The sequence below is a fragment of the Paenarthrobacter sp. NCHU4564 genome, from assembly GCF_052156435.1.
Taxonomy (GTDB): Bacteria; Actinomycetota; Actinomycetes; order Actinomycetales; family Micrococcaceae; genus Arthrobacter.
The window spans coordinates 126443-142008 of record NZ_JBQLIS010000012.1; the positions used below are offsets into that span (position 1 = coordinate 126443).

General features: G+C 64.3%; 18 protein-coding genes. 10 read left to right on the top strand and 8 right to left on the bottom strand.

From position 1 onward, the window contains the following. The first annotated feature begins 59 nt into the window (after window positions 1-59). From ACSVIE_RS13725 to ACSVIE_RS13745, 5 genes are all read left to right on the top strand, one after another. Window positions 60-530 (top strand): Lrp/AsnC family transcriptional regulator, encoded by a 471-nt coding sequence (locus tag ACSVIE_RS13725; RefSeq protein WP_426006754.1) that lies wholly within the window; start codon window positions 60-62, stop codon window positions 528-530. Window positions 531-653: 123 nt separating this feature from the next. Then, entirely contained in the window at window positions 654-1355 is a 702-nt protein-coding gene (locus tag ACSVIE_RS13730; protein WP_426006753.1) for a hypothetical protein, read from the top strand. A gap of 154 nt (window positions 1356-1509) precedes the next feature. Then, the gene (locus ACSVIE_RS13735; protein WP_426006752.1) at window positions 1510-1917 is read left to right on the top strand and encodes a DUF4383 domain-containing protein; all 408 of its coding nucleotides are present in this window, start codon (window positions 1510-1512) and stop codon (window positions 1915-1917) included. Window positions 1918-1933: 16 nt separating this feature from the next. After that, window positions 1934-2572, top strand: a complete 639-nt coding sequence (locus ACSVIE_RS13740; protein ID WP_442424190.1) for a hypothetical protein — start codon at window positions 1934-1936, stop codon at window positions 2570-2572. 77 nt (window positions 2573-2649) lie between these two features. Beyond that, window positions 2650-3669 carry a PHP domain-containing protein gene (locus ACSVIE_RS13745; RefSeq protein ID WP_426006750.1) on the top strand — a complete coding sequence of 340 codons (1020 nt, stop codon included), beginning with the start codon at window positions 2650-2652 and terminating at the stop codon, window positions 3667-3669. 59 nt (window positions 3670-3728) lie between these two features. Here the strand turns inward: ACSVIE_RS13745 and ACSVIE_RS13750 are convergent, their stop codons facing one another. Continuing rightward, complete coding sequence (locus ACSVIE_RS13750; protein ID WP_442424191.1) at window positions 3729-5345, bottom strand: solute symporter family protein; 1617 nt, start codon at window positions 5343-5345, stop codon at window positions 3729-3731. Then, on the bottom strand, window positions 5342-5722 hold the full coding sequence (locus tag ACSVIE_RS13755; protein ID WP_426006747.1) for a DUF485 domain-containing protein: 381 nt from the start codon (window positions 5720-5722) through the stop codon (window positions 5342-5344). The genes ACSVIE_RS13750 and ACSVIE_RS13755 overlap by 4 nt, the downstream gene beginning before the upstream one ends. 195 nt (window positions 5723-5917) lie before the next feature. On the opposite strand from ACSVIE_RS13755, the gene ACSVIE_RS13760 reads away from it, so the two are divergent. The 5 genes from ACSVIE_RS13760 (at window position 5918) to ACSVIE_RS13780 (ending at window position 10474) form a co-directional block, all read left to right on the top strand. Continuing rightward, window positions 5918-7114: a sensor histidine kinase gene (locus ACSVIE_RS13760; protein ID WP_426006745.1), complete on the top strand. Its 1197-nt coding sequence runs from the start codon at window positions 5918-5920 to the stop codon at window positions 7112-7114. Between the two features lie 22 nt (window positions 7115-7136). Continuing rightward, window positions 7137-7856 carry a LytR/AlgR family response regulator transcription factor gene (locus ACSVIE_RS13765; RefSeq protein WP_442424192.1) on the top strand — a complete coding sequence of 240 codons (720 nt, stop codon included), beginning with the start codon at window positions 7137-7139 and terminating at the stop codon, window positions 7854-7856. Beyond that, window positions 7853-8215, top strand: coding sequence for a hypothetical protein (locus ACSVIE_RS13770; protein ID WP_426006743.1), 363 nt, complete (start codon window positions 7853-7855; stop codon window positions 8213-8215). The genes ACSVIE_RS13765 and ACSVIE_RS13770 overlap by 4 nt, the downstream gene beginning before the upstream one ends. Next, window positions 8212-9678 (top strand): cation acetate symporter, encoded by a 1467-nt coding sequence (locus ACSVIE_RS13775; RefSeq protein ID WP_426006742.1) that lies wholly within the window; start codon window positions 8212-8214, stop codon window positions 9676-9678. Before ACSVIE_RS13770 ends, ACSVIE_RS13775 begins: the two co-directional genes overlap by 4 nt. A 97-nt stretch (window positions 9679-9775) precedes the next feature. Continuing rightward, window positions 9776-10474 (top strand): hypothetical protein, encoded by a 699-nt coding sequence (locus tag ACSVIE_RS13780; RefSeq protein WP_426006740.1) that lies wholly within the window; start codon window positions 9776-9778, stop codon window positions 10472-10474. Here ACSVIE_RS13780 and ACSVIE_RS13785 read toward each other — a convergent pair. The 6 genes from ACSVIE_RS13785 to rpsB all read right to left on the bottom strand — a co-directional run bounded on the left by ACSVIE_RS13785 (window position 10471) and on the right by rpsB (window position 15322). Further along, complete coding sequence (locus ACSVIE_RS13785; protein WP_426006739.1) at window positions 10471-11055, bottom strand: DivIVA domain-containing protein; 585 nt, start codon at window positions 11053-11055, stop codon at window positions 10471-10473. The genes ACSVIE_RS13780 and ACSVIE_RS13785 overlap by 4 nt on opposite strands. A 22-nt stretch (window positions 11056-11077) precedes the next feature. Then, on the bottom strand, window positions 11078-12013 hold the full coding sequence (locus ACSVIE_RS13790; protein WP_426006738.1) for a phosphatidate cytidylyltransferase: 936 nt from the start codon (window positions 12011-12013) through the stop codon (window positions 11078-11080). Further along, window positions 12013-12570, bottom strand: a complete 558-nt coding sequence (frr, locus tag ACSVIE_RS13795) for a ribosome recycling factor (protein ID WP_021472577.1) — start codon at window positions 12568-12570, stop codon at window positions 12013-12015. Before frr ends, ACSVIE_RS13790 begins: the two co-directional genes overlap by 1 nt. A gap of 102 nt (window positions 12571-12672) precedes the next feature. Further along, window positions 12673-13410: a UMP kinase gene (gene pyrH / locus ACSVIE_RS13800; RefSeq protein WP_442424193.1), complete on the bottom strand. Its 738-nt coding sequence runs from the start codon at window positions 13408-13410 to the stop codon at window positions 12673-12675. Window positions 13411-13530: 120 nt separating this feature from the next. Next, complete coding sequence (gene tsf / locus ACSVIE_RS13805; protein WP_364160114.1) at window positions 13531-14367, bottom strand: translation elongation factor Ts; 837 nt, start codon at window positions 14365-14367, stop codon at window positions 13531-13533. 118 nt (window positions 14368-14485) lie between these two features. Continuing rightward, on the bottom strand, window positions 14486-15322 hold the full coding sequence (gene rpsB, locus ACSVIE_RS13810; RefSeq protein ID WP_426006735.1) for a 30S ribosomal protein S2: 837 nt from the start codon (window positions 15320-15322) through the stop codon (window positions 14486-14488). Window positions 15323-15566: the final 244 nt, after the last annotated feature.

Here is a 15566-nt window from a genome sequence, read left to right on the forward strand (position 1 = left end):
GCTGGAATTGAGCATCGTGCCATGTCACGGACGGCTAGGCCGTGCTAATCTTGCGCATTATGCAACCCTTGGATGGCACTGATACCCGGCTGCTCTCCGCCATGGCCAAGGACCCCCGGGGTACTGTGGTGGCCCTCGCGCAGAAGCTGGGCCTGTCCCGGAACACCGTTCAGGCCCGCATGGCGCAACTGGAAAAGAAGCACGCCTTCCTGTCCTTTGAACGGCGGATCAACCCTGTTGCCCTCGGCTACCCGTTGACAGCGTTCATTACAGTGCATGTGCAACAGCAGAAGCTTGCCTCGCTGGCCCGGGAACTGGCCGACATCCCCGAGATCCTGGAGGGCTTCGGACTGACGGGATCTGCCGACCTGCTCCTCCGCGTCGTCGCGCTGGACGCCGAGGATCTCTTCCGGATCAACGGAAAGATCCTGGCCTGTGACGGCGTGGACCGGACGGATACTGCCCTGGCCATGCGGGAAATGATTCCCTACCGGGTCCAGCCCTTGCTGGGCCGGCACTCAGAGGCCTGAAGAGCGGTGGGTCGTGTTGCCTCCGTGACTCTCCATGCGATTTGATTCAAGGGACGCATCGGGGGCCGGCCAGAGGACCCCGGCTAGGGTGGCGCTGCCGCAGGCCGCCGAAAGGGGCACACAGTGAGCAACCCGCAGGAACCCAACGCGCACCAGGGGCAGCCCGGCCAGAACCCGCCACCCGTTCCACCGGCGCCTGGGTACCCGCCGCACAACGCAGGGGCCCCGCAGTGGCAACAGCCGCCGTCGTCCGCTGCTCCCGGGCAAGGCCCTGCCTACGGCGAGCCGAACGCCGCGCCCTACGCCCAGGGCCAATACCAGCCCGGCCAGTACGGGCAAGCTGGCCAGTACCAGCCCGGGCAGTACGGGCAGCCGCATTATGCGCAGCAACCCCCGTCCGGAAAGAGCCGGAAAGTGCTCTGGATCGTGCTGGGGATCGTGGCCGGCGTTATTGTGCTGGCGGTCGTGGGCGTGCTCCTGCTGGTCAACGTGGTAGGCAACTCGACATCCAAGGCCCGCTCCCTGGCCGATGAGTTCACCACGCTCGTGGTCTCCGGCCAGACCGAAGAAGCCTACGATACCTACCTCCACCAGGCCTTGAAGGACGAGTTGGACAAGCAGTCCTTCATCGACGGCATTGCCAGCCTTGAACTTGATGACTCCTGCAAACCCAATTACAACTCGGTCAGCGTGAACTCCGAGAACGGCAGCAACAAGGCAGACATTGCCGGAACCCTGCAGTGCACGGGCAAGACGATCGATTTGAGGTACGTCTTCGAAGGCACCGACGACCTCAAGATGAGCAGCATCCGCCTGCGCCCGTAGCGTCGTCGCACCACACGACCGGCTAGTGCCGGAAAATAATGAGTAAACTGACCCATCCACGGCAACGCATGATCCGAACCACTGGCTGAGAGCCCCGCCCGGGGCTTTGTTCAAAGGCCGGTCAGACCCCGGCCAGCACCGAAAGGTTCGGACCATGCGCACTTCGCCCAATCGCTTGATCGCCACCATCTTCGGAGCCGTGTACCTCCTGGTAGGCGTGCTCGGATTCTTCGTTACGTCGGGAACCGGGTTCTTCGCCACCGAGGGGGCAACCCTGATCATCTTCGCGGTCAACCCGCTGCACAACATCATCCACCTGGCCATCGGCGCAGCGCTCCTGTACGCCGGACTGAACAGTGTCACGCTGGCCAAGGGAGTCAACACCACGGTTGGCGGTGTCTACCTGCTGGTTGGCGTCCTGGGCCTCTTCCTGGTGGGAAGCCCGCTGAACATCATCGCCCTCAACGGAGCGGACAACGTCCTGCACCTCGCCAGCGCCGTGGTTCTCCTGGGTGTTGCCCTGTCCCAGGACAAGGCCGTCGTCGCTTCTGCCCGCGCCTAGGCAGGACGCAGGTCTGGTGACAGTCGACTCGGGGACCACCACGCGGGAGGACAGGCAGATGACGGAACCACACCATCCAACATTGAAGGCATCGGCGCTGTTGTTCGCCTGTTTCGCTGCCATGGCTGCAGGGATGGTGGAGCTGTCGCTCGCTGCCGGCTACCTGGCCGGCAGCGGCACGTTCCCAGGTGGCGCAGCCAGGCCGGCAGCAGGCGTAGCCACCTTGGCTGCCGGCCTGGGCCTGATGGCCTGGGCCTTGATGGCGCTCCATCGAAACTCCCTCGTTCTTCCCAGGGTGGTCAAGCCCGCCCTGGCAGTGGCCGCGGCAGGACACCTTCTGGTGCTGGCCGTCGGGCCGGAAGCGGGCAGTTCGACAGGAATCAGCCACCTCACCGCGCTCTGCCTGGTTCTCATGGCACTCGCCGGAGCCGGCTGGCTGGACCGGCAGAAAAAGACCAACGACGGCGGCGCCCACGGCCAGCCGAGGACCGGGCGGCTTTTGGCGGCCGCTTTCGGAGCCGCCGTCGTTGTTGCCTCGGTTGCCACCCCGGGCCTGGCCGCGTCGATGGCGGGCCAGTACGCCGTTCCCCACGGGGAACACGGCCAGGCACCGCAACCGGGCAACCAGATACAAATCCCCAGCCACCACCACTAGGTGGTCCGGCCAGGACCGGCGCGCCGTCGGCATTGCCCACTGTTTGATGGCGCGCCGCGTTCGTGGATCATGGAGCCATGGATCCCGTAGAGGCGCTCGATGAGATTTCCTTTTGGCTCGAACGCAGTCTGGCCCCCACGTTCAAAGTCCAGGCTTTTCGAAAAGCGGCCGACGCCGTGCGGCAGCTTTCGCCCGGACAGCTGGCTTCGCTGGTGGCTTCGGGACGGATCACGAGCGTCAAGGGAGTCGGCAACCGCAGCGCAGAGGTCATCACCCAGGCTATGGAAGACCGGGTCCCCGATTACCTTGCCGATCTTCGCCAGCGCGGAGCCGAGCCGTTGGCATCGGGTGGACATGGCCTCCGGGAAAAGCTCCGCGGCGACCTCCACAGCCACAGCAACTGGTCTGACGGCGGATCGCCGATCGAAACCATGGTGGCCGCGGCCAAGACCTTGGGCCGCGAGTACCTGGCCCTCACCGACCACTCCCCCAACCTGACGATCGCCAATGGCCTGAGCGTCGAACGGCTCGAATCCCAGCTTGCCGTGGTGGAAGAGATCAACCAGCAGCATGAGGGTTTCCGTCTGCTCAAAGGCATAGAAGTGGACATCCTGGAAGACGGCACGCTGGACCAGACACCGGAAATGCTGGACCAGCTCGACGTCGTGGTGGCCAGCGTCCATTCGAAGCTCCGCTCGGACCGGAAGACCATGACCGGGCGGATGCTGGGCGGCATCCGGGATCCCCACACCAACGTCCTCGGCCACTGCACCGGCCGCCTCGTGCAGGGCTCCCGCGGGACCCGGCCTGAATCCGAGTTCGACGCCGCCAAGGTGTTTAAGGAATGTGCCGAGTGGGGCGTCGCCGTCGAAATCAACTCACGGCCCGAGCGGCAGGATCCGCCCGATCATCTGATCGCCATGGCCCTTGATGCGGGCTGCCTCTTCAGCATCGACAGTGATGCGCACGCCCCGGGACAGCTCGACTTCCTCCAATACGGGGCCGAACGCGCTGAGGCAGCGGGCGTTCCCCGGGAGAGGATTGTCACCACGTGGCCGCTGGCGCAACTGCGGGAATGGCTCAGCTTGAAGAAGTAGCCGGTCCATGCAGAGGGGCTCCTCCTGCCGTGCGGCAGGAGGAGCCCCTCTGGTGCAGGCTAGTGGTCCACCGCCTTTTCGGCTCCCACACCTGTCAGCGAGCGCACTTCCATCTCGGCCTGTTTGGCCTGGTCCTCGCGCCGCTTGTCCAGGACGGTGCCCAGCCAGCCAAGGAAGAAGGCCAACGGGATGGACACGATGCCGGGGTTGCTGAGCGGGAAGAAGGCGAAGTTGGCGCCCTGGATCATGGACGTCTTGGCGCCGGACACCACGGGCGAGAACGTGATCAGCAGGATCGCCGAGGCCAGGCCGCCGTACATGCTCCAGACCGCTCCCTGCGTGGTGAACTTCCGCCAGAACAGCGAGTAGACGATCGTGGGCAGGTTGGCCGAGGCTGCTACAGCGAAGGCGAGCGCCACCAGGAATGCCACATTTTGTCCGTTGGCGAAAATGCCGCCCAGGATGGCCAGGACGCCGATGACTACCACCGTGCGCCGGGCGACCTTCACTTCCGTGGTGGCGTCGGCCTTGTCCTTGGCGATGACGTTCGCGTAGATGTCGTGGGCAAATGATGCAGCGGCGGTGATGGTCAAGCCGGCTACCACTGCGAGGATGGTGGCAAAGGCTACTGCGGAGATGAAGCCGAGCAGGAGCGGTCCGCCGAGGTGGAAGGCCAGCAGCGGTGCTGCGGAGTTCACACCGCCCGGGGCCGTCCGGATGGTTTCGGCACCAACCAGGGCCGCGGCGCCGTAGCCAAGCACCAGGGTGAACAGGTAGAACAAGCCGATGAGCCAGATGGACCACACCACGGATTTGCGGGCTTCCTTGGCGGTAGGCACGGTGTAGAAGCGCATCAGTACGTGTGGGAGGGCTGCCGTTCCAAGGACCAACGCAAGTCCCAGGGACATGAAGTCCAGCTTGGAAGTCTCGGTCTTTCCGTACTGGAGTCCGGGGTTCAGGACTGCAGGGTTGTTTGCTGCCTCGGCCGCCGACCCCAGGAGACTCGAGAGGTTGAAGCCGTAGATGGCCAGGACCCACGCGGTCATCACCGCAGCGCCAGCGATCAGCAGGATGGCTTTGATGATCTGCACCCAGGTGGTGCCTTTCATGCCGCCGATAAGGACGTACATGATCATGAGGGCGCCGACGACGATGATCACCAGGGCCTGTCCGCCCCAGTCGCTGATGCCCAGCAGGAGTGAAATAAGGCTGCCGGCACCGGCCATCTGGGCGAGAAGGTAGAAGAAGCACACGGCCAGGGTGGACAGTGCGGCCGCGATCCGGACGGGACGCTGGCGAAGGCGGAAGGACAAAACGTCGGCCATGGTGAACTTGCCGGTGTTCCGCAGGAGCTCGGCTACCAGGAGCAGGGCCACCAGCCAGGCCACCAGGAAGCCGATCGAGTAGAGGAAGCCGTCATATCCATTGATGGCGATCGCGCCCGTGATGCCCAGGAATGAGGCTGCTGAAAGGTAGTCGCCGGCGATCGCGGTGCCGTTCTGGGACCCTGTGAAGGAACGGCCTGCTGCGTAGTAGTCCGCCGCCGTCTTGTTGTTCCGGCTGGCCCTGAACACAATAACCATCGTGACCAGGACAAACAGGGCGAAGATGCCCATGTTGAGCAGGGTGGTGTCCTGCATTGCCGCAACGTTCACGGCAGGGACGAGTGTCTTCATTTCCTGGCTCCCTTGATGGCGTTGCCGTCCTTGTCGAATTCGTGGCCCTCGATCTCGTGCCGGATCTCGGCCGCGATCGGATCAAGCTTCCTGTTGGAGTAGCTCACGTACCATGCCGTGATGCCGAACGTGCTGACGAACTGCAGCAGGCCCAAAATCAGCCCGATGTTGATGTTGCCCCACACTTTGATGGACATGAACTCCACCGCATAGTCGGCCAACAGGACGTAGGCGAAGTACCACAGCAGGAATGCCGCTGCCATGGGGAAGACGAAACTCCGATGCCTCTTGCGCAGTGTCTTGAACCGCTCCGTTTGCTGGACTTCCTGAAAGTCCACCGACGCCGTGGCGTCCTGGGGTTGGGCCTCATTACCCATGGTTCCTCCTGGTTGTGATCTCTCCACATCGGCTCACGCGCCTTGCCAATGTGACTGCAATCACTATCGAACGTGCCCTGCGGAGTGTTCCAGCATCCGGGGCACCACGGTCGCTCAACGGTCGCGATGCTGCGGCAAACGGCAGGGCCGGCGCCCGTTCGCTTGTTGTCCGCGGCTTTTGGCTACTCTGTGTCTATGCCTGACTCCCCGCTTTTCACCGCCGCCGCCATCTCGGTCATCGTGCTGGCCGTGGCCGTCGTCGTCGGGGTCGGCCTCAAGGTGATCCGTTCCTTCCGGGACCTGGGCACCGACGCCGAGCGGGCCACGTACAACACCCTCCATGCCGCCTCGCGCGCAGGCCAGCACCTTCGGAGCGGACTGCAGCCTGCCGGTGCGGCCAAGGCCAGCAAACAGTTGCGGTCGCTCCTGGCATGCGATGCCCTGGCCATAACGGACACCACTTCGGTCCTGGCATGGGATGGAGCGGCGGAAGAACTGCGGCCGGACCTGATGCGCCTGGCCGCAGACGTCCTGGCGACCGGGCGGACCGCAGTCGTCCCCCACGCCGGGGCGCCGGCGGCACCGGGAAGCGGCCATCACGATTTCAGCGCTGTCATTGCACCGATCCGGGCCGGATCCCGGGTGGTGGGCTCGGTCGCCGCCTTGGCCCCTTCCGCGGGCGCCGGGCTCGTCCGGGCCACCAGCGAGGTGGCCGACTGGATCGCTGCCCAGGTGGAACTCGCCGAGCTCGAAGCGTCCCGGACCCTGCTGATGGAGGCGGAAGTCAGGGCACTCCGGGCGCAGATCAGCCCGCACTTCATCTACAACTCATTGAACGCGATCGCCTCCTTCATCAACACCGATCCCGCACGGGCCCGGGAACTTGTGGTGGAGTTCGCTGACTTCACCCGCTATTCGTTCCGCAGGCACGGGGACTTCACCACGCTGGCTGAGGAACTGCGCTGCATTGACCGCTACCTGCTCCTGGAACGGGCACGCTTCGGCGAACGCGTCCAGGTCAGCCTCCGGATCGCCCCGGAAGTCCTGAGTACCGTCATTCCGTTCCTCAGCCTGCAGCCACTGGTGGAGAACGCCGTCCGGCACGGCCTTGAAGCCAAGGAAGGCCCCGGCCATATCACCATTTGCGCCAACGATTCCGGGGCGTTCGCTGAAGTCACCATCGAGGACGACGGCGTGGGCATGGACCCGGAGCATCTGCGCTCGGTGCTCGCCGGACATATGGACGGCGACCATGTTGGCCTGCGCAACGTCGACGCACGCCTCCGCCAGGTGTACGGCGACGACCACGGCCTCGTGATAGAAACCGCACCGGACGAAGGAACGCTGATCACCATGCGGGTCCCCAAGTCCCAGCCCGGCCATGACGCCTGAAGCGCGGGGCTAATCTATAACCATGATCAACGTGCTCGTTGCCGACGACGAACTTCCAGCCGTGGAGGAGCTTGCCTTCCTGCTGGGCAGGGATGAGCGCATCGGCGCCATCCACCGTGCGTCTTCAGGTGCCGAGGCCCTGCGAACGCTGGAATCGGAAACAGTGGACGCCGTGTTCCTGGACATCCACATGCCGGCACTGTCCGGGCTGGACATCGCCCGGGCCATTGCGCGCAGCAGCAACCCGCCCGCCGTCGTGTTCGTCACCGCAGACGAAGACTGTGCCCTGGAAGCTTTCGACCTCGCGGCCATTGACTACCTGCTCAAACCGCTGCGGGCGGAGCGGCTTGCCCGCTCGGTGGACCGGATCAGCGACCTCATCAAGGATGGTACGCCCGCCCCTGAGATGATCACCGTGGATCTGGGAGGAACAACCAGGATGATCCGGCGGGACGATGTCCTTTACGTCCAGGCACAGGGAGACTACGCACGGCTCCATACAGCCGAAGCCAGCTACCTGATCCGAGTTCCCCTCAGCGACCTCGAACAGAAATGGGCCGGGGCGGGCTTCCTCCGCATCCACCGCAGCTACCTCGTGGCGCTGGGCCACGTGGGCCACCTCAAGCTGGCGGCATCGGGCCCGAGCGTGACCGTGGCAGGAGCCGAGCTTCCCATCAGCCGGCGCCACCTGCCATTGGTCCGGGACAAGTTGCAATCCACCCGGATCCGGCCCCAAGGATGACCCGGGTCAGGGTTACTGCCCCGCGGCAGGCGGCCCCGGCGGTTCCCGTCCGTCTCCCGCACGGGAGCGACGTCAGCGAAGATTCGGACGCCGGCCAGGTGTTCATCCGTTCCCTGATCAGGTCGCAGTTGCGGCTCGCCTTGGTGGTCGGGTGCGGCTTCCTGGTCATCCTGGGGGCCTTTGCCCTCATGCTCGTCTACGGTCCGGGCGTCGCGGAGACACGCATCCTGGGCGTACCGCTGGACTGGCTTTTGCTGGGTGCCGGGGTCTATCCCGTGATCGGGATCAGTGCGTGGTTCTTCAACCGCGCCGCCGCGCGGAATGAAGCACGCTACCGCGACCTGGTGGAGGACAAGTGAATCCGGCGGTCGGGTTGACAGCGTTCCTCGCCGTGTCCATCACGACGGCGGTCATCGGCTTTTACGGTCTGCGCATCTCCCGGACAACGGGCGATTTCTATGTTGCCTCGCGGACCGTGCCGCCCTGGTGGAACGCCTCGGCCATCGGCGGTGAGTACTTGTCGGCTGCCAGCTTCCTGGGTGTTGCCGGACTGATCCTGCTGTCCGGGACAGACGCTCTGTGGTTCCCTGTCGGGTACACGGCCGGGTACCTGATGCTGCTCCTCTTCGTCGCTGCCCCCTTGAGACGGTCGGGGGCCTACACGATCCCCGACTTCACAGAGGCCCGTCTCGACTCCCGCGCGGTCCGCCGCATCACCAGCCTGGTCGTGGTGGCCGTCGGTTGGTTGTACATCGTCCCGCAACTCCACGGCGCAGCCTTGACCATCCGGATCACCACGGGTCTGCCCTCCTGGGCAGGTTCGACGGCGGTCGTAGCAGTCGTGTGCCTCACGGTGGTGGCAGGTGGCATGCGCTCGATTACCTTTGTCCAGGCCTTCCAGTATTGGCTGAAGCTCACCGCCTTGGCCGTACCGGTGGTGTTCGTGCTCCTGGTCCTCGCAGGAAACGGCGCACTCCCCCAAGCCGGGCTGCCCGTCAATCCCACCGGCCAACCGGCGGCCAGCGCCTACCAGAACATCTCGCTGATGGTGGCCCTGCTCTTCGGAACGCTGGGCCTGCCCCACGTCCTGGTGCGGTTTTACACAAACCCCGATGGCCAGTCCGCACGGCGCACCACGCTGATCGTCCTGGGACTGTTGTCCGTGTTCTACCTCTTTCCCACCGTGTCGGGGGCTGTTGGCAGGATGTTCGCGCCGGACCTGGCGCAGGCGGGCCAGGCGGATGCCCTGGTCCTGCTGCTGCCCGGGAGGATCGTCGGTGGCGTGGCCGGCGACCTGCTCTCCGCCCTCGTCGTAGCCGGGGCATTCGCAGCCTTCCTGTCCACGACGTCCGGACTCGTCGTCTCACTCTCCGGCGTCATCAGCCAGGACCTCTTTGGAGGAAGCGTCAAAGGTTTCCGGCTCGCGGCGGTGCTTGCCGCCGTCGTGCCTCTGGGCTTTGCGTTCATGACCGACTCGCTGGCCCTGGCCGGAAGCGTGGGCCTGGTCTTTGCCTTCACCGCCTCCACCATCTGCCCGGTCCTCCTGCTGGGAATCTGGTGGCGGGGCCTGACCGACGTGGGGGCAATCAGCGGCATGGTCACGGGCGCCTTGCTCTGCGGCGGCGCCATGGTGGTCGGTACCGTGCTGGGTTCGGTGGCCGCGCCTGCCTGGCTGGCCCAGCCCGCCGCCTGGACCGTACCCGCTGCGTTCGCCGTGACCGTAGCTGTTTCCCTCGCGACCAAGGACAGGATCCCGGGTTCCGTCAACAGGGTCATGTCGAGGCTGCACGTACCGGAGCGGCCGGTCGCCACCGAGAGGTAGCGGGTTAACCGCTTGAACGCCGCCGTGCCTGAACATGTTGTCCGGGCCGGTTGTTTGGCCAGTTGTTTAGGCAGTGCGCAGGGTGGACAATGACGCCATGTCCGAGGAACCGGGAACTACCAGTCCCGAACCACCGGCAATCTCCCCCGGCGTGCGGGCGCAATTGCTGGCCACCGAGCACTGGAGCCTGCTCGCCTCGCGAAGTACCACCCAGGGCGAGGTCCTCACCCGGATCAGCATGTTCCTGACGTTCACCTCGGCGAGCCTTCTGAGCGTGGCTTTGGTAGGCAATGCCACCCAGTTTTCCGAGGCATTCCGGGCCTTTGCGCTGACCATCCTCGGCATCGACGTGGCCGTGGGACTCCTGACCCAGATCAGGGTGATCAATGTGGGCATGGAGGACCTCATGTATGTCCTGGCCATGAACAGGCTGCGGGCGGCCTACGTTGAGCTGGACCCTGGAATGGCCCGGTATATGATGGCCGGTTACCACGACGACGAAGCCGGTTCCAACCGAACCTACTACTTCCTGGGAGGACGGACGGCCTTCAGCCAGGTGGCAGGCAGCAGCATGATGTTCATGATGACGGCTAACGCGGCCCTGCTGGCATTGCTGCTCGGTTCGGTACTGACCGTGCTGGGCCTGCCTGCCGCTGCCGCGGTGACCGCCGCGATCCTCGTGGCACTGGGCTTTTTCATGGTGTCGCTGCTGAGAGGCAAGCGCCTGTATGACGGCGTCTGGAAAGCCAACCCGCCAATATCGCCGACTCCGTCCACGCCGACGGAGCGCTCCTAGTCGATCGCGGCCATCAGTTCGACGACCCGGTCCAGGAAGGCGTCCACCTGGGCTTCTTCGTAACCTTCATCGCCCTTGGCCGCACGGAAGACAGCGCGCCTGACGGCGTCGACGCTCAATTGCTGGTCATGCTCAAGGTAGCCGATGAGCTGGCGGCACAGGGCGTCGACCTCTTCAACGTTGTAGCTGCGGGCGCGCTTCCTGGCCGGGCGGCGGAACCGTTCGCCGTCGGGCCGGTGAAGCCGGCCCCGCAGGATGCCCGAAAGCTTGCCGATCTGGCGCAGCCACGCTTCCTCTCCCTGGCTGCTGATGAGGTCGTCCCTCTCACGCCGGGCGAAGGCGTCCTCCAGGCGGTCGAGGGCGGCGTCCACGCTGTGCGCGTCATAGCCGCCTTTGACGGGGTCGAAGGCTACGTCACGGACATCAGTGCTGGCCACAGGGTCCGCCGCACCGGCAGGGTTTTCGAACGATGCCCTGGCACGGCCCAGGAAGGCATCAACCTGCTTGGCGTTGTAGCCGTACTTGCTGCGCTCCACGCGCTCGAACGTTGCCGGAATCTGGCGTCGAATATCCAAAGCCACTACTTATCCTTCATCAGTGTTGTCAGACGCCGCTCAGCAGCGCGAACAGAACATAGGCTACCGGGGCGGCGAACACGATCGAGTCAAGCCGGTCCATGACCCCGCCGTGCCCGGGGAGGATGCTGCTCATGTCCTTCACACCGAGCTCGCGTTTGACCATTGACTCGGCGAGGTCGCCCGCAGTAGCTGCGGCCACCATACCGGTGGCGAGGATCAGGCCCACCCACCACGGTTTGTCCAGGAGGAAGATGCACGCCAGCACCCCGATCACCATGGCCCCGCCCACAGAACCGGCAAACCCTTCCCATGATTTTTTCGGGCTGATTTTCGGTGCCATGGGGTGCTTGCCGAACGACGCACCCACGATGTAGCCGAACGTGTCGTTGGAAACCACCAACAAGAGCATGGCAGCGATCTGCCAGGCACCTTGCGGAATGCCGTCCGGCCAGAAGCCAATCGGTGTAGGACCGGCGCTGGCGTGCAGCGGCAGGGCGGCAAAGCTGATGAGGAACGGCACCCACGCCAAGGTGAATACGCCGGCAAAAACGCTCCGTGGTGCACCGGCGGCGCTCTCGATGGACCGCCACAGCAGGACCGCCACACTGCTGGCCACCATGGTGAACAGCAGTCCTTCCAGCCCGCCGAAGTACGCAGAAACCGGCATCGCCAGGCTGCCGACCATTACAGGAATGATCGGCATCCTGGTGCCCTGGGCCTCGAGTGCGCGGTACACCTCCCAGACGCCGAGAACCGTAAAACACGTGGTGAGCAGGACGAACCCCAGCGGAAGGAACAACAGCCCTCCGAGGACCGCCAGCAGCATGGCCAATCCGACGCCGATTGCTGCGGGAAGATTTCGTCCCGCCCTCGGCGTCGGATTCTCACGGAGTCTTTTGGCGCCCTTGCGGGTTTCCTGCGTCGGTGTGGGTCCCGCAGGCACCGGCTCTGCCTGGCTCATCAGACCTCGAGCAGCTCGGCTTCCTTGCGCTTGAGGAGGTCGTCAATGCTGTCCACGTGCTGCTTGGTGATGGCGTCCAGTTCCTTTTCCGCACGGGCGCCTTCGTCCTCGCCGGCTTCGCCGTCCTTGACGAGCTTGTCCAGCGCATCCTTGGCCTTGCGGCGGATGCTCCTGACGGAAACCTTGGCGTCTTCGCCCTTGCCCTTGACGATCTTCACGTACTCCTTGCGGCGCTCCTTGGTGAGCTCAGGAATCGTGACCCGGATGACGTTGCCGTCGTTGGACGGGTTGGCGCCGACCTCGGAATCGCTCAGGGCCTTTTCAATGTCGCGGAGTGCGCTCTTGTCGTAAGGGGTGATCAGGATCGTGCGGGCATCCGGCACTGCGAAGGAGGCCAGCTGCTGCAGGGGCGTGGGGGTGCCGTAGTATTCCACGATCACCTTGTTGTAGAGCCCGGGGTTGGCACGGCCCGTACGGATCGAGGCGAAGTCCTCCTTGGCTACCTCAACCGCCTTGTCCATCTTCTCGCCGGCTTCGAGCAAGGTCTCTTCGATCACGGGTATCTCCTCAGAAAATAGTCGCTGCCCACGTGCGGGGCCGCACTGCACAGTAAAGATCCGCCCCCAGGGGCGGACGTCCTGCAAATATCCTAGCCGCTGCTACGGCGTGACCAGAGTTCCCAGCGTTTCGCCAAGGATGGCCCGGGTGACGTTGCCCTCGCCCTCCATGCCGAAAACCACCATGGACAGCTTGTTGTCCTTGCACATGGTCATGGCCGTCTGGTCCATGACGCGGATGTCCCGGCGCAGGGCGTCGTCATAGCTGAGGACATCGAGCTTCTCGGCTGCAGCGTCCTTCTTGGGGTCCGCGGTGTAGACACCGTCCACGCCGCTCTTGGCCATCAGTACCACGTCTGCGTGGACTTCGAGGGCGCGTTGGGCAGCCACGGTATCGGTGGAGAAGTACGGCAGGCCGGCACCGGCACCGAAAATGACCACGCGGCCCTTTTCCATGTGGCGGATGGCACGGCGCGGAATGTATGCCTCCGCAACCTGGCCCATGGTGATGGCGCTCTGGACGCGGGTTTCCACGCCGGCCTGCTCCAGGAAGTCCTGCAGGGCCAGGCAGTTCATGACCGTTCCGAGCATGCCCATGTAGTCCGCGCGGGAACGGTCCATGCCGCTCTGGGACAGTTCGGCGCCGCGGAAGAAGTTGCCGCCACCGACCACAATGGCGATTTCGACGTCGGGCACGGCGGCCGCGACCTGCTTGGCGATGGCACGGACGGTCTCAGGATCGACGCCGAGCTTGCCTCCGCCGATGACCTCGCCGGAGAGCTTCAGAAGTACACGGCGGCGGGTCTTCTCGGGCTGGATTGCAGTGTTGTCGGTTTCCATGGTGCCTTCCCATTGATGGACTCTGGCTAGAGTATCGTGCTTGGGTCAGGGCAGGTAACGCCCTGACGAGTGCATGAAAAAGGGGCGGCCACCGAAGTGACCACCCCTCTTCATGAATTGCTAGTTTCCGACGCGGAAACGGGTTACTGCGGTTGCCTTGACGCCGGCTTCCTCAAGGACCTGTGCAACGGTCTTCTTGGAATCCTTGGCAAATGCCTGGTCAACCAGGACCTCACCCTTGTAGAAGCCCGTCACGCGGCCTTCAACGATCTTGGCGAGTGCAGCTTCCGGCTTGCCTTCAGCCTTGGCGGTCTCTTCGGCAATGCGGCGCTCCGACTCAACCAGTTCCGCGGGGACGTCTTCGCGGGTCAGGTAGTTCGGAGCCATGGCTGCAACGTGGACCGCGATGTCGTGCGCGGCGGTGGCAGCGGCTTCGCCTTCACCGTCGACAGCGAACAGAACGCCGACCTGGGCCGGAAGGTCCTTGGACGTCTTGTGCAGGTAAGCGTCGACCGTGGTGCCTTCAACGCGGGAGATACGGCGGACAACAACCTTCTCGCCGAGGACAGCGCCCTCTTCGATGACGACGTCGGCAAGCTTCTTGCCGTCGACCTCGGTGGCCAGCAGGGTGTCGAGGTCGGCAGCGCCGGACTCGACTGCAACGTTGAGGACCTTGTCAGCCAGCTGAATGAACTTGTCAGCCTTGGCAACGAAGTCGGTCTCGCAGTTGACCTCGATCATTACGCCCACGCCGCCGTTGACCTTGGCAGCAACCAGGCCTTCTGCGGTGGAGCGGCCTTCGCGCTTGGTAGCACCCTTGAGGCCCTTGATACGGATGATCTCGATGGCCTTCTCGGCGTCACCGTTGGCCTCGTCGAGAGCCTTCTTGACGTCCATCATGCCGGCGCCCGTGCGCTCGCGCAGGGCCTTGATGTCAGCAGCAGTGTAGTTCGCCATGTGAACCCCTCTGTCTAGAAATTTATGTGTTTACGTAACTGAAGGACGGCAGCCCACCTTGTGAGCCGCCATCCCGTCAGTTGCCCCCGACGGTTTTGGCGTCAGGGAAGGTCCAGATTTACTTGGCTGCTTCGGCTTCTGCAGCTGCAGCTTCCGGTGCGGCTTCTGCGGCCGGAGCTTCTTCAGCCTTGCTGCCTTCGAGGAGCTCGCGCTCCCACTCAGCCAGGGGCTCTTCCGGAGCTTCGGTGGTGCCGGTGGAGCGCTGGTTGCGGGCGATCAGGCCCTCAGCAACGGCGTCGGCAACAACGCGGGTGAGCAGGTTGACGGAGCGGATGGCGTCGTCGTTGCCCGGGATCGGGAAGTCGACTTCGTCGGGGTCGCAGTTGGTGTCCAGGATGGCAACAACCGGGATGTTCAGCTTCTTGGCTTCGTCAACAGCAAGGTGTTCCTTCTTGGTGTCAACAACCCACAGAACGGAGGGTGCCTTGGTCAGGTTGCGGATACCACCGAGGTTGGACTCGAGCTTGGTGAGTTCGCGCTTGAGGAGCAGGAGCTCCTTCTTGGTGTAGCCGGAGCCGGCGACGTCCTCGAAGTTGATTTCTTCGAGTTCCTTCATGCGCTGGATACGCTTGGCAACCGTGGAGAAGTTGGTGAGCATACCGCCCAGCCAACGCTGGTTGACGTAGGGCTGGCCAACACGGGTAGCCTGCTCAGCAATTGCTTCCTGGGCCTGCTTCTTGGTGCCGACGAACAGGACGGTGCCGCCGTGGGCGACAGTGGCCTTGACGAACTCGTAGGCGCGGTCGATGTAGGACAGCGACTGCTGGAGGTCAATGATGTAGATGCCGTTGCGCTCGGTGAAGATGAAGCGCTTCATCTTCGGGTTCCAACGACGGGTCTGGTGTCCAAAGTGGACGCCGCTGTCAAGCAGCTGGCGCATGGTTACGACGGGCATGCCGACGCTCCTTCCGGCAGGTCATTCATGAGAGACCCTTGAGGGCCTCTTACCCTGCCAATAGTTGACGGTTATTCAGCCGCGGCCCGGACGGGCTCGGCTCCTGGCATCCATTGCGCTCCCGCCGGAACCGCAGGGGCTCCGGACCGCAGGAGGCACAATCCTCCGCAGCCATAAGCCACGAGGCCTGGCTGGTGGAGGGCTGGATACGCGTAGTCAGTCTGAGCCCCTCACATATCTGAAT